The sequence below is a fragment of the Mucilaginibacter sp. P4_D1 genome (genome assembly GCF_056401935.1).
Genome location: NZ_JBFUIJ010000058.1, coordinates 1 through 19,439, shown reverse-complemented (window position 1 = coordinate 19,439; position 19,439 = coordinate 1). Strand labels below are relative to the sequence as shown.

Annotated in this window: 16 protein-coding genes; 8 read left to right on the top strand and 8 right to left on the bottom strand. The window is 44.4% G+C overall.

Features of this window, described 5'->3' with window-relative positions; all coding sequences use genetic code 11:
* The first annotated feature begins 185 nt into the window (after nt 1-185).
* The 8 genes from AC1DV1_RS28210 (at nt 186) to AC1DV1_RS28175 (ending at nt 7,628) form a co-directional block, all read left to right on the top strand.
* A complete protein-coding gene (locus AC1DV1_RS28210) occupies nt 186-716 on the top strand; it encodes a hypothetical protein (RefSeq protein ID WP_477367006.1) in 531 nt (176 codons plus the stop codon).
* Between the two features lie 96 nt (nt 717-812).
* Nucleotides 813-1,238: a hypothetical protein gene (locus AC1DV1_RS28205; RefSeq protein ID WP_477367003.1), complete on the top strand. Its 426-nt coding sequence runs from the start codon at nt 813-815 to the stop codon at nt 1,236-1,238.
* A gap of 53 nt (nt 1,239-1,291) precedes the next feature.
* The gene (locus tag AC1DV1_RS28200) at nt 1,292-1,855 is read left to right on the top strand and encodes a hypothetical protein (protein WP_477367000.1); all 564 of its coding nucleotides are present in this window, start codon (nt 1,292-1,294) and stop codon (nt 1,853-1,855) included.
* Entirely contained in the window at nt 1,852-2,787 is a 936-nt protein-coding gene (locus tag AC1DV1_RS28195) for a hypothetical protein (RefSeq protein ID WP_477366997.1), read from the top strand. The genes AC1DV1_RS28200 and AC1DV1_RS28195 overlap by 4 nt, the downstream gene beginning before the upstream one ends.
* Nucleotides 2,788-2,808: 21 nt before the next feature.
* Complete coding sequence (locus tag AC1DV1_RS28190) at nt 2,809-3,915, top strand: hypothetical protein (protein ID WP_477366994.1); 1,107 nt, start codon at nt 2,809-2,811, stop codon at nt 3,913-3,915.
* Between the two features lie 10 nt (nt 3,916-3,925).
* Nucleotides 3,926-5,374, top strand: coding sequence for a hypothetical protein (locus AC1DV1_RS28185; RefSeq protein ID WP_477366990.1), 1,449 nt, complete (start codon nt 3,926-3,928; stop codon nt 5,372-5,374).
* 1 nt (nt 5,375) lies between these two features.
* A complete protein-coding gene (locus AC1DV1_RS28180) occupies nt 5,376-6,395 on the top strand; it encodes an RICIN domain-containing protein (RefSeq protein WP_477366987.1) in 1,020 nt (339 codons plus the stop codon).
* A gap of 132 nt (nt 6,396-6,527) precedes the next feature.
* Complete coding sequence (locus tag AC1DV1_RS28175; protein WP_477366984.1) at nt 6,528-7,628, top strand: hypothetical protein; 1,101 nt, start codon at nt 6,528-6,530, stop codon at nt 7,626-7,628.
* A 792-nt stretch (nt 7,629-8,420) separates the two neighbouring features.
* On the opposite strand, the gene AC1DV1_RS28170 is transcribed toward AC1DV1_RS28175, so the two are convergent.
* From AC1DV1_RS28170 to AC1DV1_RS28135, 8 genes are all read right to left on the bottom strand, one after another.
* Nucleotides 8,421-10,718 carry a GH92 family glycosyl hydrolase gene (locus AC1DV1_RS28170; protein WP_477366981.1) on the bottom strand — a complete coding sequence of 766 codons (2,298 nt, stop codon included), beginning with the start codon at nt 10,716-10,718 and terminating at the stop codon, nt 8,421-8,423.
* Nucleotides 10,719-11,182: 464 nt separating this feature from the next.
* Complete coding sequence (locus AC1DV1_RS28165; RefSeq protein WP_477366978.1) at nt 11,183-12,067, bottom strand: HvfC/BufC family peptide modification chaperone; 885 nt, start codon at nt 12,065-12,067, stop codon at nt 11,183-11,185.
* Entirely contained in the window at nt 12,036-12,956 is a 921-nt protein-coding gene (bufB, locus tag AC1DV1_RS28160) for an MNIO family bufferin maturase (RefSeq protein WP_477366975.1), read from the bottom strand. The genes AC1DV1_RS28165 and bufB overlap by 32 nt, the downstream gene beginning before the upstream one ends.
* A gap of 14 nt (nt 12,957-12,970) precedes the next feature.
* Nucleotides 12,971-15,052: a ferritin-like domain-containing protein gene (locus AC1DV1_RS28155; protein WP_477366972.1), complete on the bottom strand. Its 2,082-nt coding sequence runs from the start codon at nt 15,050-15,052 to the stop codon at nt 12,971-12,973.
* An 18-nt stretch (nt 15,053-15,070) separates the two neighbouring features.
* Nucleotides 15,071-16,663 (bottom strand): hypothetical protein, encoded by a 1,593-nt coding sequence (locus tag AC1DV1_RS28150; RefSeq protein WP_477366969.1) that lies wholly within the window; start codon nt 16,661-16,663, stop codon nt 15,071-15,073.
* A gap of 52 nt (nt 16,664-16,715) precedes the next feature.
* A complete protein-coding gene (locus AC1DV1_RS28145; protein WP_477366966.1) occupies nt 16,716-17,369 on the bottom strand; it encodes a hypothetical protein in 654 nt (217 codons plus the stop codon).
* Nucleotides 17,370-17,522: 153 nt separating this feature from the next.
* Nucleotides 17,523-18,434, bottom strand: coding sequence for a PorP/SprF family type IX secretion system membrane protein (locus tag AC1DV1_RS28140; protein WP_477366963.1), 912 nt, complete (start codon nt 18,432-18,434; stop codon nt 17,523-17,525).
* A gap of 285 nt (nt 18,435-18,719) precedes the next feature.
* A partial coding sequence (locus tag AC1DV1_RS28135; RefSeq protein ID WP_477366960.1) for a T9SS type B sorting domain-containing protein occupies nt 18,720-19,439 on the bottom strand: 720 nt, incomplete at its 5' end.

The following is a 19,439-nucleotide window of genomic DNA, read 5'->3' as shown; positions in this document are numbered from 1 at the left end:
CGTCGCATAGAGAGGCAATAAAACAAAAAAGAGCTTCACCCTCTTTGCGGCTTCAGCCGGAGAGAGGGTCGGCCAGCGTAGCGTAGTCGGGGTGAGTCTTAGCCCGCGTTCAAAGCCGATGCACACTTAAATCATCTACCTAAAAACAATTAAATAAATATATAACACCTTAAAAAAAACATCCTATGAAAAAGCAACTTTTATTCTTAACCTTTCTTGCGGCCCTGGCCACAGCATCCTGCTCAAAAAACAATAGCGCAACACCAACAGTAAAGGTGGCAGCCAAGTTTACCTTCAGGGGAAAAGCTTATACTTCAAAAAAGCTGTATGCGTCATCATCTACTACGCTTGATGTGCTTACCGATTCGGCAGTAGCCGATGATAACTCGACCAAGGTATTGGTCAACTTCGTTTTCAGAAAAGGAAATTCAGATGCCGGCAGTTATACTATTGTAGGCGGAAACGACAATACGCCGGCGGCCAACCAGGTTGCGCTGCTTGTGTCTGAAACCAGTCTTAAAAACACTCAGAATGTCGGCATATATACTTCATTGGCGGGCGGCACGCTTGTACTTTCGGGCTCGGGTAGCAGTTTCGCCTGCAAGTCGCCATCAGTTGATTTAAAAGGCCAGTATTATGATAATACCGATCCTCACAACACCCAAATAACAGAGGTAAGCACAACAATTTCGGCCGCTACTTTTACCCAAAATTAACCCCATTCATAGATAAACCGGAGGCCAGATACCGGCAAAAACGGGGCGTAATCGAAAAGCCTTACGAGTAGAAAATTTAACCCAAAACAAAAAACCATGAAAAAATTAATCACCGTAATGCTGGGCATTACTTGTATCGCGTCGTTTTCATTCTTTAAAAACGCGCAAAGGCTGGGCTTTACCAAGCTGGGCGCCAATTTGTATGTTACTAAAGAAGCTGTGCCTATGAGCGATGCGCACAAAAAAAGCCTTCAGGCTGTACTGGCAAAAGAGTACGGCATTAAAAACTTTAGCCAGGAAACTACAGTAAGCTACAAAAAAGTAACTGATGCCAAGTACCCCAAACTTACCGGTTACAACGTTGCCGATAAAACAGTGGGCGCTGGCATTTTTACCCAATCAATGGTAAACAAACCAGTTGGCGAAGACATTGAAGTAACGCAACGCGGTATCTATAATTCAACCGATAATGTATCGTCGGTAGCTACAATCAGTGGCATTCTTGAAAATTACAAAAATTAACAATAAGCACTAAAGGCTGGCGGCAAATGCCGCCAGCCATATTTTTTATAAGCATGAACACCAGGGCGGCATTATTTACAGTTTGGAGCAAATTCCACATAGGTTTTATCATTATAACCTCGGTATTTTTTGCTTACGATAAGTATTGCCGTTTTTATAAAGTAAAAAAAAGCACACCTGTAAACTACTTTTATAACCACATTTTTTTTAATACCCCATTCAGGTACTATGGCAAACTAACCGCCGCGGGATCGCCCTATGGGTATTTCGCGCCTAACATCAAAGCCAGCGGATTGATTATTGGCGAGTGCGGCGGCCAAAAAATACAGGCGCAATTTAAGGGCTTTGAGGCGCAAATGCGCTTTTCGGTACTATCCTCGCACGTTACCAATAATCTTTTAGAAGATCAAACCGCCCCCTATAAAAAATTAGAAGATAAATACATGGACTTGCTTTTTAAAAGCATAGCCGTTAAAATATATAACCAGAACACTTGCCGGCAGGATACCTTTTTTGTGAGTTATAACCTGATAGGCTTCCCTACCCTTGGCCAGTATGCCGCCGGAGATCACAACTATTACCTCATCAAAATAAAAGAACTAAAGCTTACCAAATGAAACACTTTGTTAAAAGCTTATTTAAAAATAACTCCAAAGCGCCTGCAAATAGCCTTTGGATGGTTTCGCTGCGTTGCGGAATAGCGTTAATATCCTTCCTTCATTTTATGGCGCTACAGGCCGACTTTGATAGCATATTTTCATCTCATGCGTTTATCCCGCCCGATATTGCAGCGGGCACCCGCGACTTTTTAATTCCATCCATTTACAGTTTATATAAAAACCTGCAAGGTATCGTGCCCTTAAGTTACGAGGGCTTATTGTGGATTGTAAGGTTATTATACCCTGTAGCCTTATTGATGCTTTTAGCAGGCCTTTTTACACGCCCTGCTGCCATCCTATCGCTTGCCTTACAACTGTTGATAACCAACTCCATGGAGTTTTACAGCTATGGTGTTGACCTTTTTACCTCGATAGCGCTGTTTTATTGCTGCGTTTTCCCGGTTGGCAGCCTGCTATCATTGGATAGTTTATGGTTTAACAAACAACCTGTATCAGCCGAAAGGACCGCGCGTTGCCTGAAATTATTTCAAACCCATGTTTGCCTCATTTATTTTTTCTCAGGTTTCGAGAAGCTACTGGGCTACAACTGGCGCAATGGCGAAGCCATATGGCGAATGGTGCATGGTTATAACGCTACAGAATGGGTCAGCCTTGATTTTTTATACAATACACCTGTACCCCTGCTGGCTGGCTGGTTTACTATCATATTGGAAATGATGTACCCGCTTATCAACATCCCTGTTTTACGCAAATGGTGGCTGGGCGGCGTCATTATTTTTCATGTATCCATTGCTTTCTTTATGGGCCTTTACTTTTTTTCATCGGTGATGATCATCTTAAACATCACTGCTTATTACATGCCTTTTGTTGCACCCGAAAAGAGAAAAATCATGGTTGCCCAGGAACGGCCGCAACTTATTGAAGCTTAAAAATCATTAACCCTAAATAAAATGAGAAAATTAGTTTACACCCTTATCCTGCTATCGGCCACACAGGTGCTGCATGCCCAATTTTTAAAAAAACTTAAAAGTAAAGTGAACGATATTGTAAATACCACATCACCCCCACCTGATAACTCAAATGCGGCCGGGGCGCCGTCCGACGGAAAATTTACCGACCCGGCCAGGTTTGGCGTCCTGATTAAAGTATACACTAAAGCCGAAATTAACACTGCCATGCAAGGCGAAGGCGGAGGCAATTTTGGGCTGCATTTTCTGTCGTTTAAAGTAATAAATGGCCAGTTTACCGGCCAGATTGCCGATGTTATGGCGGTATATGATTATCAAAACGGAAAGCTGCAAAATACGGGGCAAAAGCCACCGCAAAACATATCTTTTAACGATGCCTACAACGGCAGTGAAAAAGATTTTCAAAGTACGGATTTCAGCACCCTTGATGCCACTAACGCTATTTTGAAAAAAGGGCCGCATATACAAAGTGGCAGGCAGCCGGGTAAAATAGACCAGGAATTTACATTCAAAGGGAAGTCATTTGCCCGTTTTATGTCGGCAGCAATAGGCCATAACGCAGATTCGTCTGTAGTGGCTGCCGCCGGGATGAGTTACGGAAAAGGAGTAAGTTATGTGATGACCACTTCTACAGGTCAAACTACCCCTCTCCCTGGTTTAGTAATGGCAGCACCGTTAATAAGTCCGAATGGTAAAATGTGCGCCGCGATAAGTACAACCGCCACAGGCAGCACAGCCTACCGGATTGACGGCACTAAAATAGTTTTGGCAGATTATGGCGGTGGTGGCTGGATTCGTAACAGTGGCGCTGTATTTTTCCTATCGAGTAAAGGCAACAGAACCTTGATGAGAAACAACCAAATTGTTGCGGCAACTCCTTTCCCGATAGACCTTAAACAGTTATTTATCGGTGCCAACGATGATGCTTTTTGCTGGCCGGGCGATCATTGCCTTTGTTTTAGCGACAATACCAGGTTTGAAAATGCCGACTTCCCGGTTAAAGTGACTATTAACGGCAAAGACGTGGTTTATTTTACCGCTGTTAATGTTATCACCGGCATGTTATACTTGTGCCATCATGATCTTTAAGCCCGGTATCATGAAAAAGCACCTAATTATTATCATGTTGTTTTGCTGCGCGATAAAGGGCGTGGCACAAACCGGCACATTCAATTACGAGTTTAGCCCTTTAAGCGGCGGGCCGTCGATAAAAAAATCAATAGCAATGCCGTTGGTTAAATACAAAAACTACAATACCTATTGGTTTGTAAACCCAGCCAGCGGCGCCAGGCACCTGATGGTTAACGGATCATCAGATATCGGCATCATTATTTTGGATGACCGTGCCGATACCAATGTAGTTTACCGGGATAAATACCAGGGCGACCAGTTTAATATCCTGGGCAAAACAAAAACGCAGTTTTATATCCACCCGGATAACGACCACCGGCCCATGCGTGTGCACTATAACGTTTTTAACGCAGGCGAAATTTATTTAACGTTTGCAGGCAATGCGGTTTACGAAGAACCGGGAGCATCACTGGGCACGATTAATAGCGTTCATGGCTTTATATCGGGCACATTGCAACTGTTTCGCGAACCTAAATATGAGCAAACAGATAAAATGCCCGGCTGTAATTGCGACCCTACCATTTACGCCAAATTTTACGACGAAGAAGTTGGCCGCACACCATCAGGCTGTGAAAATGCTTTGCTTTGGAAAGTTTTTAATACCATCCAAAAAGCATTCAACAACCTGGTACCCGCCATCAGTTTCAGAGAAGGCGCTGCTGGCCAAAGGGCGCCCGGCGATTTGATATATCGCGAAACCGGCGCAACCATCGATATTACAGGCCCTATATCTACCATAGATCCCTGCAATCCAAATAACGAAAGGCGGGCATTGGTATCTGTAAATGCTGCCAGCCGGCCATTTACCCAGGATACCTATGGCCTTTCGTTTTTTAAGCTGCCAGATTTTAATAGCGGGCCGCTTAATACGCAGTGGTTCAGTAAACGAATGGCTACGTTGTCTGATTCGACATCGAAACTTTTAAAGGCCGGAAAAATAACCGCCCTGCAGCAGCAAAAAATAATGATAGAAGCTATGCAAAAGGCAAGTACCAGCATGCCCGATATTAAGCAAATAGAAATGGAAGGCAGTGTAAAAATCAAAGTGATTATTAATACCATTTATGGTGAAGCCAGCGGGGGCGTAACCGGCGAGGATTACCGGCCGGTTATACGCCATACCATTCCCGGTTCATCCTTTGATATTTACATACCCGCGCATAAAAATGACGACGGCTCTTGGATGCCCAATAAAGATTACATCTATTATGGCAAATTCAATTTAACCAATTCTGGCCTGGCCAGTGGCAATGGTATTAAAAGTATTACACCCGTTTATGCGCCTACCGTTAATAAGGTTTCCGTTTTTAACGTAATGATCATGGTTGAAGGTGGTAATGACCTTATAAAAAAGGTGCTGGCCAATGTCGACCTTAAAAACATACCGCAATTATTAGATAACCCCAAAATCAAGTGATATGAAAACAAAATTATTCATCTGCCTTTTGGCAGCGATTGCCTTTGCAGCCCCCCTATTGGCCCAGCAGCAATCACAGGTGTTTGATGTTACAGATACCACACCACTTACGCTCAACGGATTAACTATGGGCTACCATATTAACAGCGAGGAAGTAAAAAAAGTGAGCGACAAAGGCGATTTCAGCCGCTTTTCGGTTAAGTTTTTTGTCACCAATACCTCCCCCGAATCAAAGATCATTTTATACCGTACCGGTTTTAATTTTCTTAATGAAATTGCACCCTACATCGTGCAGTTTAATGTGTTAAATGCCACAGGCGCCCGGCTCACCAGTAAGGAGGCCTTACTATCGGCCAATCCCTGTACCATACTGGCGCGCGTGGATGATAAAGACCCTAAAGACCCCAATAAAACCGTAAAAAACAAACGCTTTGTTGATATCGGCTACTGGATAAAGGCCGGCGAAACCATCAGCACCACGGCCATTGTGATTGTGCCACTAAACGACAAGCCGAAGGTTACGGCCACCTACCTCATGAATGCGGTATCGCCGGTTGGCACTGTTTTAAACTCCGCTAATTATGGCACGCCACCGCCACCACCGGGATATGGGCAGGGCTATCGCGATGGTTATAACCGCGGAAGTTATTATGACATCCGCAATAGCTGGAAAGGCGTTTACCTTGATAACCGCGCAGGCTTTATCACCACCAACAACACCGAATCGAACCATATGTTGCAGTGGGAGATAATCCCGGTGAACGGAGCAAACTATTACCTGCTTAAAGGCAAAGGCCTTAACGCTTACATCAGCAGCGGCAAACCCGGCAGTGTGGAATTGAACAGCAACACCCAATACGCCGGCACCATGTGGTACATTGAACCGGTACCCGGATCGGACAGGGTGAAGTTTAAAAATGTGGGCAACAACACCTACCTGAACATGGAGAGCGGCGCCCTGCAAAGTACCAATATATGGGATGATGCCGAAAGCGCACGCTGGGTACTGGAAGGAAGGTAGGAGCCGAAAGCTTAAAGCGGAAAGCCCAAAGCTAATCACCATTTTCCAGGACTATTTTACTACAATTAGTTTATTATAAAACATAAAATCAAAGCTTTATGCCTTATGCATTCAGCTTTTAGCTTAAAAAAAATGAAGAAGATAATATTCATAATATTCGTGTTTGTTTGGGTTATGCAGGTGGCAAAAGCGCAGCATTATACCCCGCAACAGCTTGACGAGGCTATTGCCCGCAGGGCGGTGGCATTCACATTAAAACCGGATAAGGAAATTGTGGAAACTGATGAACAGATACAGATAAACGTTGAGCTGCAGATTTTTCCCGGCGACCCGGCCACGATGAACCCCGGCGATGCCAATTATGGCCAGGATTACCGCTACGATGCCGGCAACCCGGCAAGCGAGCCCTACAAAATAAAAAATTGGAAAATAATGGAGCAAAACGCAGGCAGCCTTAATGTAAACGACGGTTTTGCTACCTACATGGCCCCATCAACTATCCCGGCAGGACGATGCGCCACCATCAGCGTAGAACTCATCCCCAACAGGCCCGGTTTGGCCAAGATAGTACTGCTGCAAACCATTTATATTGAAGATAACCCCATCGTGTTTTATTTTGACGCCCCAACAGCAGGCATTATGCAGGAAAAATACATCATCAAACCAAATGATAGCCAGATGGACCAATTGGCGACTATGAAATTGCCAGCCAGAGCCAACGCCAGCGCAGCTCAACAGGCAAAACTGGCAGCGTTGCAAGCACAGCTTGCACAGGTAACACAACAGGCACGCGCTGCTACAGCTTCAAAGGGTTTAAATATGGATGTGGCCATGAGCAATGCCAAAGCCATTTACGCCCGGCAAAGCAATATCACTACTATGCAATTTACAGGGCATTTTACGGTGACCAAAAATGCACGCTACGCTGGTGTAAAAGAAATCATGATCACCCTAACCTTTAAAGGCAAGGCTCCGGGGCAGTATGGCTTAAAGCGGGCAAAGGAAAACACGGCTTACATGATATTTATGGATAACAAGCAAGCCTTTGGCTGCGCCAACGACCCAACGCAAAACCCCGGCGAAAAAGGGATTCACTGCGCCGGAGGCAACATCAACATCCTGAGCTTTACCAACGGGGCTTTTAAAGGCACCGTACACGCCAAACTGGAAGGTTACGGCACAACAGGCACCCTCGACGGCAAATTTGCTGTAAAGCTGGCCAATATGGAGTAGAGAAGGGTAAAGGTGAAGGGTGAAGGGTAAAAGGCGAAAGGTAAAAGGTAAAAGGTTTTTCAAAACTAATCACAAACAAAGAGCCGAGGGCGGGAAGCTTTAGGGGTAAAGTACAAATGCGGTAATTCGTGTTGTATTTTATGCTTCCTGCCTTTGGCTATTTGTTTTGCTTTCGGCTTAATCGAAACGTCGAATATGTAGTCATCCTGATTGGTAAATTTTGCGAAATTCTAAGGAGGGATGACGTCGCAAAAATGGCCTGTCATGGTGAGTGGTAAAGTTTCGCGAAATCCTGAAGGAGAAGGGACATCGTAAAAAATGGCTGTCATGGTGAGCTTGTCGAACCATTGCGGGCAAATGCCGCTCTGCGCGACCCTTCGAAAGGCTCAGGGTGACAGGCCTACACACCTCGAAAATAGAACATGTCATGGTGAGCTTGTCGAAACATTGCGGGCAAAGGCCGCTCTGCGCGGCCCTTCGACAGGCTCAGGGTGACAGGCCCCCCGCCCCGAAAATACAAGTCGTTATGGGTAACTTGTTTCAGGACTCCACAGGACGGTAACCAAGATGCTTTGCATTTTGGTTACCGAAACAATGAAGTAAAAAAGGTTAAAAGGTGAAAGGCAATACAACACTAATATCTATTGCAAACCAAGAGCCGAGGGCGGGAAGCTTTAGGGATAAAGTACAAATGCGGTAATCCGTATTGTATTTTATGCTTCCTGCCTTTGGCTTTTGGTTTTAAAAATTTGAAAGGTTCTTTTTTTGAATTTTTACTTTTGAATTTTGAATTTAATACCCCCAGGCCAAAGGTGCATCGGTAGGTTTAATGCCCCAGTTTTTGTTAGGTTTAGATCCCATTACAAATTCAAGTTTACCGCCGCCGGTGATATCATTTTGGGTAATATAAGTTTTGGTATAGCTTTTACCGTTTAGTTTTACCGATTGGATATATGCATTTTGCTTGCCCGCATTTTTTACATCAACTGTGAATACGGTACCGTCTCCCAGGTCAATCTGCGCGTTTTTTAATATAGGCGAACCGATAGCATAAACTCCGTTGGCCGGGTTAACCGGGTAAAAACCCATGGCGCTAAATATATACCATGATGACATTTGCCCGCAATCTTCATTACCCGAATAGCCCGATGATGAGTTGTTATACAATTCATTCAAAACTTTGGCAACGTACATCTGTGTTTTCCATGGCTGGCCGGCATAATCATACAGGTAAGCAACGTGGTGGCTTGGCTCATTGCCATGCGCATACTGGCCAATAAAACCAGACGCATTGCCATTTACCTCGCCTGGTTTATCTTTTGTAGAGAAAAACAGGTCGAGCTTTTGGTTGAACGCAGTATTCCCTCCTACTAAATCAATTAAGCCGGATACGTTTTGCGGCACGTACCAAAAATACTGCCAGGCATTACCCTCGGTATAGGGGCTGCCACCATTGCCACCATAGGCCAGCGCGTCAAATGGTTCCAGCCAGTTGCCATCCTTCTTTTTGGCCTGAAAAAAACCTGTTTTGGTATTGTAAAGGTTACGGTAATATTCCGATCGTTTCATGAAACGGTCATAATCTTCCGTTTTATCCAGCTTTTTGGCTAATTGTGCCACGCACCAGTCATCATAAGCCATCTCCAGCGTTACCGAAACCGACTGCGATTCAATATCTTCAGGAATATACTGGTATTTTTCCCAGGTAGTAAAAGGCGAGCCGGGATGATCTGTTATGGATGAGCCTTTAACCGCTTCGTAAGCCTTCTCCTGGTTAAAACCTTTAATATCTTTCAAAGCCGCGTCAACAATAACAGGAATGGCATGATTGCCTATCATGCAATAATTTTCATCGCCCCATAATTGCCATATAGGCAGGTAGCCATAAGTATCGTACTGGCGCATCATGCTGTTGATAAAGCCGGCAGTTTTTTCCGGTTGGATGAGCGTATACAAGGGGTGCGCCGCCCTGTAAGTATCCCATAACGAGAAGGTTGAATAATGTGTTTTATCCGGCGCGTTGGCAATGGTTAAATCTGTAGCCTGGTAATCGCCGTTTACATCGGCCATATTATTGGGCTGGGTAAAGGCATGGTACATGCCGGTATAAAAAATCTGTTTTTGCTCCAGGGTACCTTCTATTTTAATTTTGGTCAGTTCATGTTCCCATTGCAGGCTGCTTTGCGTGCTGGTATTATCAAAATCCCAGCCCGGCAGCTCGGCTTTTATATTCATTCGGGCATTCTCGGTACTTACGGGCGACAGGCCTACTTTTACCAATACTTGCTCTTTATCCTTAGTGCTAAAGTTTAAAGCAGCCTTCAGGTTTGTGCCGTTGATGATTGACAGATCGGGATAGCGGTGGCCGCCGCTGGCCAGTACACTACTGGTGAATGGTTTTGAAAATTCGGCATGGAAATAAATTTTCCGCAATTTGGCCCAGCCGCTTAAAACACGGTAGCCTTCAACGGTGTGGTCGTCTATTACACGTATCTGCGCGCTCACAATTTTACATGACCAGTAACCCCGCTTTTTGTCAAGCGAATGGTCCATATCAATAATTACGTGCGATTCATCACTTTTAGGAAAAGTATAGCGGTGCAAACCTACATGCGATGTTGAGGTAAGTTCGGCATTGATGTTATAGTCCTTCAGCATTACCTGGTAGTAGCCGGGCCGGGCTGTTTCTTCCTTATGCGAGAAGGCAGAACTATAGCCGCTACCGGGCTTATCTGCGCTGCCAGGCACCAGGTTAATTGCACCGGTGGTTGGCATCATCAGCACATCAAACAAATCGGCTACGCCGGTACCGCTCAGGTGGGTATGGCTAAATCCGATGATGGTTTTATCGTTATAATCATAACCGGATGCAGGATCATCCGGTGCTTCGCGGGTATCGGGGCTTAGCTGCACAAAACCAAACGGGACAGTTGAGCCGGGAAAATTACTGCCCGATAAACTGTTTTTGTCAACAGCGCCGGTACCTATAAAAGGGTTAACATACTGTACCAAATTGCCCGGGGAAGGTTTTTTTTGGGCAAACACAATGGGACACAAACAAACGAAGCCAATACTTAAAAGTTTTTTCATTAATCAATAGGGTTGATAGCGCGAATATACCTCACAAAAGCAAATTTAAATGTATCTACATATTTTTTATATTAAGTATATCGTTGTTTCCGTGACGGCCTGTATGGGTAAGCATTTTTATTGATGCTATCGGCTGGTCAATCTATCCCCGGCCCGGGAACAGAACGGTGGTTCAGTCTGCAGTTTTGAGCCGAACGATTCCTTATTTTTCAGGCTGCTTTTCTGATCTTTTGCATAAAAAATCTTCATTTTATTTTTGTGTAAATAAATGTACTTTTTGCATCAATAAATACACTATTTATTACAAATAAATACCAATTAATACCTTATTTGTACCTATTTATGCATCAATAAGAGGTGATTTTGAAATATAAAAGGAAGCTGGTAAATTTGTAGTGTTTACCAACAACGAAAACCAATTGCTACATCATAACAATACGGTTCACCTGGGTTTAACGTCCTCATCAGGCCCAGTCAAGCAAACCATTTTTATGGAACAGGGGCATCCAAAGAAACACATCGGCCAATAGTTCGGACGGGGGTATTTTATTAAATGATGCCGTCGCGGTTATGGCATCGTACAGGTTATCCCCCGCCTGGCACAACGAGAGCAGAGTATATTGCACTTCGGTAACGTCGGTCATCGTAACCCTGAAATTTTTGCGGCTTACTGCGGTGAATGTTTGTTGGAGTGATGGCAGTTCATAATCCTCATCCCGGTAAACCGAGGTAAAAAAAGCGATCATAGGAAAATCCAGTTCCAGCAATCGCAGGCAACCGGGAGTAGTTATTTTAACAACACCAAACAGTATGTCATGGATACTAATTTCCTGATCATGTTCGGCAACCCCTTCTGTTCCCGGCGCTCGTATGGCTTCCTGCCGGGCACGTTCCAGTTTGGCAAATGATATGGGCAGGCTCATAAAATCACTTATATCCGGCCCTTCGCCCGGAGTAACGTGGGGCTTTGTTTTGGCCAAAAAACCGGGAAATGCGGCACCCAGGTCGTATAAAGTAAACGAGGTGGATGGATGATATAACAGGTAAGCTTTAGCAAAGCTATCAAATACTTCCTCACCCATAAACTTCCGGCTGATGGCATAATCGGCATACATACATTCCAGCAGGCGCAATAAATATCCCGAGCTATAAACGTTCAGGCGGGTGTAAACCGATGCTGTACCCTCATCGGCAACCACCACATCTGCTTCGTCAAGGCCGTGCAGATGCCATGCTTGCCCCAGTTTTTGAGGCAGGTGGCCGGGCGTCATCACTACGGTTTTGAGCCAGTTTTGCAATAATGCCAGTTTTTGATCTTTAACCATTTGCAGCAAGTAATTGAAATTCAACCGGGTTTGATACAGGCTGATGCTCAGATTTATTAACGCCCTGAACGGGAATATTTCCTTTTAAAGCTTCGCGGGCCTTGTAAAGTTCAATCAGCAAGTCAGGATAATCGGGTATTTTGGCGTCCCATTCCAACAGGGTACTTACACCGCAGGTAAGCCTTTGTGCTTGCGCGTATAGCTCCCAAACCTGCGATGGTACTGGCTGATCATGCGTATCTATCAGCAAATCGCCGCAATCGGTAGGACCGGCAATGTGCATTTGTACAATATGCTCATGTGGCAGATTGTTGATGTAATTTGGCGCGTTAAAACCGTGGTTTGTTGCCGATACAAATACATTATTAACATCAAGCAATAGCCCGCAACCTGTTGTAGTAGCTAATGACGATAAAAAGCCCCATTCGGATATGGTTGATGCTTTAAATTGCAAATAAGTGGATGGATTTTCTAATATAAGCGGTCGTTTTAGATAATCCTGTATACGCATCACCCGTTCGCAAACGTGGGTCAGGCTTTCCTGGGTCATGGGCATTGGCAGCAAATCGTGCGTGTTGGTGTAGGCAACACCCGTCCAGCATAAATGGTCTGATATCCACTCGGGCTCAATAGCTTCAGCTAATGCCTTCAGTTTTTCAAGATATTTAAAGTTAATAGGATCGGTACTGCCAACAGACAATGATACCCCGTGCATTACCACAGGTACCTGTTTGCGCACATGCATCAGCACGTGGCGGGCAAAGCCAAAATCATCCATAAAGTTTTCGCTGATGATCTCGAACCAGTCTACCTGCGCGGGGTTATGCAGCAGGTAATTAAAATGCTTGTTTCGTAAACCCACGCCAAGGCCCAAATTTGGCAGGCCGAGGCGTGGTAAATTATTATTATTCATAAAAACAATTTTGTTTAGGTTGACGGCGGGAAGGCCAAACGCAAATCACTTGGCTTTGGTTTTTCAGGTACGGGTAATCCTCTCTTTTCCAAAACTGCCTGATAAGCTTTCCAGGCCACGTCATAAACCAGTTCACCTTTTTCATAATCAAGAATACCAAATGATTTTGGTTTAAAATCGGGCTTGCTGCCAAAATCATATAGTTGCATCCGGTACTCTTCTCCATCTTTTAGGGCAGGGTACATTTGTGATGCCGAAATAGGAACAGCGCAGCCACCCAAAGCTTTACAGGCATTATCTGCCGGCGGACTAAAAGGCAAAGGGTTTGCTGCAGGCCATCCGGGTTGTGTTTTATAAAAAGCAGTAGCCTTGCCACCGCACAGCCCGCCACCCGTGGTTTTCTGAACGAAGCCGCAACCACCTTCGGTTTTACAGTCATTTGATCCTTTGCAGGTATGGTAAATTGCCGTTGTTGCACAGGTTTCCGGGTTATCTTTCAACACATCATCCAGGCTCATTCCCTGGCAGGCATGGTAAAGGTGCTGAGTACGGTCTATTGGTTTATCATGCGGCGAGGTTACGCCGAGGCTGATATCCGGCGCCTTACCAAAAACAGCCCAACAGATTGACATCCTATCGCCCGAGCCTCCCATAGATGGGTATGGGAATTGTGTTTTAGGGTTTTTAAAATAATCGTTAAGTACTTTGGTTACACCTGCAATGGCACCGGTAGATGCGCGGCTAAACAGTTCAAAGTTTTTTTCATCTGCATCATTCAGCTTTAACCTGTTTAAAGCACCGGCAATATCACCTGATGCAGGCAGTTGCGGATTGTGTGAGGGATCATAAGCTGCGGTTTGTAATGATTCGGCCGACCATGAATTACCTTTGGCATGCCATTGGTCCCAGGTTTCAATCTGCCCTTCCATCAGCAAATTCATAACAAAAGCAAAAGTTTCATAATGGTCCATTTTTCCAAATGTGTCGCGGGCGTCGGCTTTGGCCGATGGCGCATCGGCACCGGTAGCAGTATATGAGGGATATTTATTCTTCAAAACCGGGCAACTTGGCCTAAACTGGTCTTGCACGGCGCTCAGGTTAACATGCTGATGGGCGCCCTTGCTTTTATTCATCCTATCCAGGATTTGTTTAATTACACCGCCGCCTTCACCCTGGTCGGTAATGCCGTTGATCATGTTCATGGCATCCAATAGGGCAGCTTCCGATTCGGTATTCTGGATACTAGTAGCAATGCCGGGGTATTCATCGTCGCCCGGATCTTGCGGATCTGGTTCTGTTTCAGGATCGAGCCTCTCCGGATTAAAAATTTCCTTTTGTACGGCTACATCACCCCCGCCCTTTCCTTTTTCAAAAACAATATCCCAAAGTGTTGCGCCATCGGTATAGGTTATGGACAGGTAATTCCACAATTGCAGGTACATGTTCCCTATCGATCCAAAGAAAGGTAAATCGGTACCAGGTTTCCAATTATCAAAAGGTGCTTTCTCACTGTATTTAGCAATTTTATCAGGGTCAATCAATTTTTCGGCATCAGTTTCGGTTTGTTCAATGGCCAAAAACAAGCGTACCTGTTCCTTATTCATTGCTCCTGTTTTAACTTTTACCTTGTCAAATGGTGCTACACAATCTTTAAAGTCGAGGATGTGCGGCAATATGGTTTTATCATCGCCATAGCATTTCCAGGCGTAGGTTTCCTCGTCTTGTAAGGGCTCGCAGGTAAACTTAGGGTCGTACCCAACCACTTTGGCCAGGTTTGATACAATTTGGAGGTGCAGCATTTCGGCCACAAAAACACTAAAGACAGCGTTAAATGCTTTTTCATTTGCGGTTGCAGGCTTAGCGGTTGCCGCCATGCCCGGCCAGGTTCGGCCAAGGTAAAAATTATTACCCTTGCTGTTCATCTCATGCATCCCCTGCAGGGAGTATAACGAGGTCATATACAATGGGATTGTAAACAGCTCGACGTTCACGGCAGCCTGTACAATAGCGTGCAAGGCCTGTTCGTCAACTTCTTTAAATGAAACCGGGCGATTTTTCAGCCGGTCGTCATGGGTAAATAGTAAGGTACTTTTCATGGTTAAGTTTTTTAGGTTTTATGTTTGTGGCTTAGTTGGTATTATACCGTTTGATATATCTTCAATTGCTTTTATCCCCGGCAAAAACAAAAACAAGCTACCATCGGTACGTATAAAGCGTTCAAGGCCGGGCATGCGTTTATAGGGCTGATCGGTTGGGCCATCGGGAAGGTAATCAAATTCGTTATTAGGCGCATAATCATTTTTAGAAGGTCCGAATAAAGGATCGACACCACTGCCGTTAGGGCTTTTATCAGCAGACCTGAAACCGCCATGATTAATCCAGGAATCCATAATAAATATAAACTGCTGGGTTAAATTGGCGCATATAAACAAGCCGACCAATCCCCTTTTTATTTCAACCCCACCGTCTTTTTTGGCTACTTCATCGTCTCTGTAATCGGGGCCATACGGGCCGGCCCTACGCATAATCCTACGCGTTTTCGCGTCTGCCGCCGGGCCACTATTGCCTTTCACTTTTTCATCATCCCGCGGATTTGCCCGCCTAATATGGGCTGCATAAGGGCATAGTTGCCCCAAATCGTCGCTTTTCGGTTTCGGTTCGCCCCGTTGATTGGCTGTGGGGGTGATATAATTAAAATTGGTATAATCAAAATCTTTCAAATTAGGGTTCGGCTTATCCGGCGACACTATCAGCGGCGTACCATCAAACCATCTGCCGCACATTTTTGCAGCTACCAGATCAGGAGGTGTACCATCTTCAGCAGAGTTTATATATTTATTAAAAGCGGCTACATCCTGGTATAATAACCTAAAGGCCGCAAAACTGCCATTTTCTAACAGAGGATGAGGATTATACCTTAATGGTTGAGGATCAACAGAAACCTTGGTAATGCCTATCACAAATTGGTTCATTGGCACTACCGGCCTGTCGTCAACAGTGCTTTTGCCAGCACGCAATCTTCCCTTCGTAGTATTCCAGGGCACATCTGTTAGCCGCGGCTGCGAAAAACTGTCTTTATACCCAAAATGGATATAATCATCGCCCTGGGATAACGGTTCTGAGTCTTTTAAAAAAACAGCACTCAAAGCCTTGCCATCTGCATCTTCGGGCACCATGCCCAGCAAGGCGTTGTAATAAGTATCAAGGCTTTGGGTATCATGCGCAAAAAGGGTTAGCTGTATATGCAAATCCGAACCATCCGGGGCAGGGTCAGTATCTTCGGGGATCCAGCCATCATCTTTCCACCATTGGTCGGGTGCGCTTTCGCCGATGTCGCCAAGTCTCTCGGCAGTTTTAATGGCACCTGCTTTAAACGCACTAAAAAAATCCAAACTCCAGGCGCTCACTTTATTGAAGTTCGTTTTAGTTATCATTTTTTCCAGGCCGCTGGCAGTAAAACCTACGTTTAGGCAATAATCGGGCTTTATGCCGTTGTGCCATGGCAAAGCTGTGGTTACGTGCATTGATGCACTACTCCCGGGCAATATATCTTTACAAAACCGGCGCGCCCCATCTACATTGTTTATAGTAAAAATAATATAGCGTACAAAAGGTAAATTATAGCCTCGCAGTATTAAACCCTGTATATCGCTAAGTTTAGGTATAGGCTGGGCAGCGGCATTAATATCGGTTAAATTCGGGTTCATGGTAATTCAGTTTAGTTATAACGCCCCACCTATTACAGTGGGGCAAATTATTTTAGCATTGCTCTGGTGGTACAGAATCTTCAAACTGAATGGCTACCGGTTTTGTTGGCCATAATTCACGTGCATGTGGATAATTTGCCAGTATATTGCCAACAGTTAAACCAGGGAACGTATAACCCAATATAAATTTTTCTTCTTTTGTTGATTTTGCAGCAGCAGGTATAGTTGGGTCCGAAAAATTATAGCGCATCAATAGGCAAATAAATGCCGCCTTATTTAACGCCACCCCACCATTCGCTTTAATCGATACCGCCGAAGTAGGGTCATCAAGGTCAAATATGCCATCTTCATCAATATAATCTAATAAAATATCGAGAAAAAAGGCCACCTTAGGATTATCAACAAATGAGCTGATATAGGGTACAAAATCGGCATCGTAAATTGCCTGCACCACCAATAAGCCTTGCTTCTCCGGCGCTTCAAAACTCTTGATGGGTAAATTTGCCGATCCGCCGGCATCTAAATGGTAAAACATAAAAAAGTGCACACCGGTTAAAGCGCGCATATCCTCATCTGCTTGGACAAATGATTGCTTAACCGATGTTAGGGCTTCGTTAATAAGATGCTTTTTTTTTGCTTTTACGGGCACAAACATAAAAAGCATGTGTTGTTGCTCGGCTTGGTTCAAATGAATAATGGGATCCATAATAATTTTTGCTTGGTTAGTTTTTTGCACCTACTCTTTTAAGGCTTTTCGGTATCTGCCTGTTGGTTTTATCAAAAACAAGGGCAAAGTATTCCCGCTTAGCCTTTTAAAGGCTATGAACAGGTTTTAAAAATTGTACTTTGATATTCTGGTTTATAATAATCTATTGCCGGTTACATTTCCAAACCTGTAACTTATGCTTACTTCATGGGTGGTGATATTTACACCGCCCAGGTTATTTGATGATGTGCCAAACTGGTAGCTATACCCTACCCTGAATACTTTACCAATTACTGATAACATAGCCGCCGCTTTTTTATCGGTACGGTAATTTAAGCCTAAGCCCAATTGCTCCTTAAGGTATAATGTGCCCGAAATATTTGCCAAAACTGTTGATCCGTTTACATAACTAACCAAGGTGGCCGGCTTAACCTTTACATCGTCGCTTACATCGGCCAGGTAGGCCCCTGTAAAATAATAATGTGTGCGCAGGTAATTGGCCTGCTGTTGGGATGCCGTGCCCAGGCTACGGATGGTAAACTCGGGAACCGATAAGCCTAAATAGTAATTAGTGCTATACAACATTACCCCGAAACCAATGTTGGGCTTTGTTTCGCGCACATCATTCATAAACTGCGGGTCGGTAGCATCCAGTTGCGAATAGTTGCCCACATAGTTACGCACCCCTAAATTTAACGCAACAGCCAGGTAATCGGTTTGGGTAAGCTGCACTCCTTTAGCAAAAAAAACGTTAGCCTCAATTTGTTTCTCTACCGCAGCCTGGTCATTCAGTACATACACACCAGCCGCGCCGTTGATAGATTCGATAGGAAAATTGGCATTCAGCATGAGGCTGCTTGGTGCCCCATCTATTCCTATAAATTGTTTACGCCCCAGCACACTTACAGATCCGGCCTTATCAAGTATGGAATACGCCGGGTTAACTGCGGTAAGGTTATCTGCATATTGACTGTAGTTATAGATTTGCTGCTGAGCAAAAGCCCTGCCACCTATTGCAAATACAAGCACAAGACATAGCTTTAGTATATTTTTTTTGATGGACATTTTTTTTTGTAATCCTGGTTAGCAATTCGTTTAAGAGGAAAGTATTATAGTTTGGCCATGGGCAGTTTGCCGCGCTATTTTCGGCAAAACCCTGCTTATGAAAAACTTAGTAATGATAGGCCGAATTATTAACTTACCTATGGTGTTTATCCGCCTGATTTGATGCTTTTAGCAGGCTATTTTCACCCTATTACAGCAGGTTATTTACAGTAAAACCCCGGTTGCCTATCTGCTATCAACAACCGGGGTTTATTACAATGCCCTATCGGGCCATACCTTTCCCGGTTAATATTTCAGGATGATATAACCTGTTTTTCGTTTGGTTTCATTACCATCCTTGTACTCTAACGAATAATAGTATGTACCCGGCTTCTGCATCATCCCATTCTTGTTTGAGTGACCATCAAACACGTTACCGTTACTTCCGTAGCCTTTTACATCGTATACCAATGCCCCGCCGGCATTCATGATGCTCAGGCGGTTATCGGCATAATTTTCAATACCATCAATGGTGAACACATCGTTAATACCATCGCTATTTGGTGACAAGGCCTGGTGAACGGTGATGTTTCTGCTGTCAATGTCATTTGATTTTTTTGCAATACCGGTTGGCGGGCTTAAAAGCAATGAATTTAAGGCTATACTACCCGGATCGTTTTTATTTACAACAATGGAATAAGTGCGGATACTGACACCGTCCTCGGCTGTTATTGATACATGGATTGTTGTGGAACCGGTTGCATTCAGTGTTATCGGGGCGGATATAACCCCGCTGGCTACCGGATTGCCCTCAACCCGTATCACTGCATTTGGATCTAAAGTTGTTACTACAACGCCAACAGTAGCTGTAGTAACCGATACCGAGGTTTGGTAATTTATATTACTGGTACCCGTTGTTACCGACAATGGACTTGACGGGCTTAATGCCAATGAACTTATTGAAGTATTACTTGATCCGTTTTTGTACACGGTAATGGAATATGTACGAATAGTGGCACCATCTTC

Coding starts and splice junctions, on each gene's coding strand:
- AC1DV1_RS28210 (WP_477367006.1), top strand. CDS start 186: ATGAAAAAGCAACTTTTATTCTTAACCTTTCTTGCGGCCCTGGCCACA.
- AC1DV1_RS28205 (WP_477367003.1), top strand. CDS start 813: ATGAAAAAATTAATCACCGTAATGCTGGGCATTACTTGTATCGCGTCG.
- AC1DV1_RS28200 (WP_477367000.1), top strand. CDS start 1,292: ATGAACACCAGGGCGGCATTATTTACAGTTTGGAGCAAATTCCACATA.
- AC1DV1_RS28195 (WP_477366997.1), top strand. CDS start 1,852: ATGAAACACTTTGTTAAAAGCTTATTTAAAAATAACTCCAAAGCGCCT.
- AC1DV1_RS28190 (WP_477366994.1), top strand. CDS start 2,809: ATGAGAAAATTAGTTTACACCCTTATCCTGCTATCGGCCACACAGGTG.
- AC1DV1_RS28185 (WP_477366990.1), top strand. CDS start 3,926: ATGAAAAAGCACCTAATTATTATCATGTTGTTTTGCTGCGCGATAAAG.
- AC1DV1_RS28180 (WP_477366987.1), top strand. CDS start 5,376: ATGAAAACAAAATTATTCATCTGCCTTTTGGCAGCGATTGCCTTTGCA.
- AC1DV1_RS28175 (WP_477366984.1), top strand. CDS start 6,528: ATGAAGAAGATAATATTCATAATATTCGTGTTTGTTTGGGTTATGCAG.
- AC1DV1_RS28170 (WP_477366981.1), bottom strand. CDS start 10,718: ATGAAAAAACTTTTAAGTATTGGCTTCGTTTGTTTGTGTCCCATTGTG.
- bufB (WP_477366975.1), bottom strand. CDS start 12,956: ATGAATAATAATAATTTACCACGCCTCGGCCTGCCAAATTTGGGCCTT.
- AC1DV1_RS28155 (WP_477366972.1), bottom strand. CDS start 15,052: ATGAAAAGTACCTTACTATTTACCCATGACGACCGGCTGAAAAATCGC.
- AC1DV1_RS28150 (WP_477366969.1), bottom strand. CDS start 16,663: ATGAACCCGAATTTAACCGATATTAATGCCGCTGCCCAGCCTATACCT.
- AC1DV1_RS28145 (WP_477366966.1), bottom strand. CDS start 17,369: ATGGATCCCATTATTCATTTGAACCAAGCCGAGCAACAACACATGCTT.
- AC1DV1_RS28140 (WP_477366963.1), bottom strand. CDS start 18,434: ATGTCCATCAAAAAAAATATACTAAAGCTATGTCTTGTGCTTGTATTT.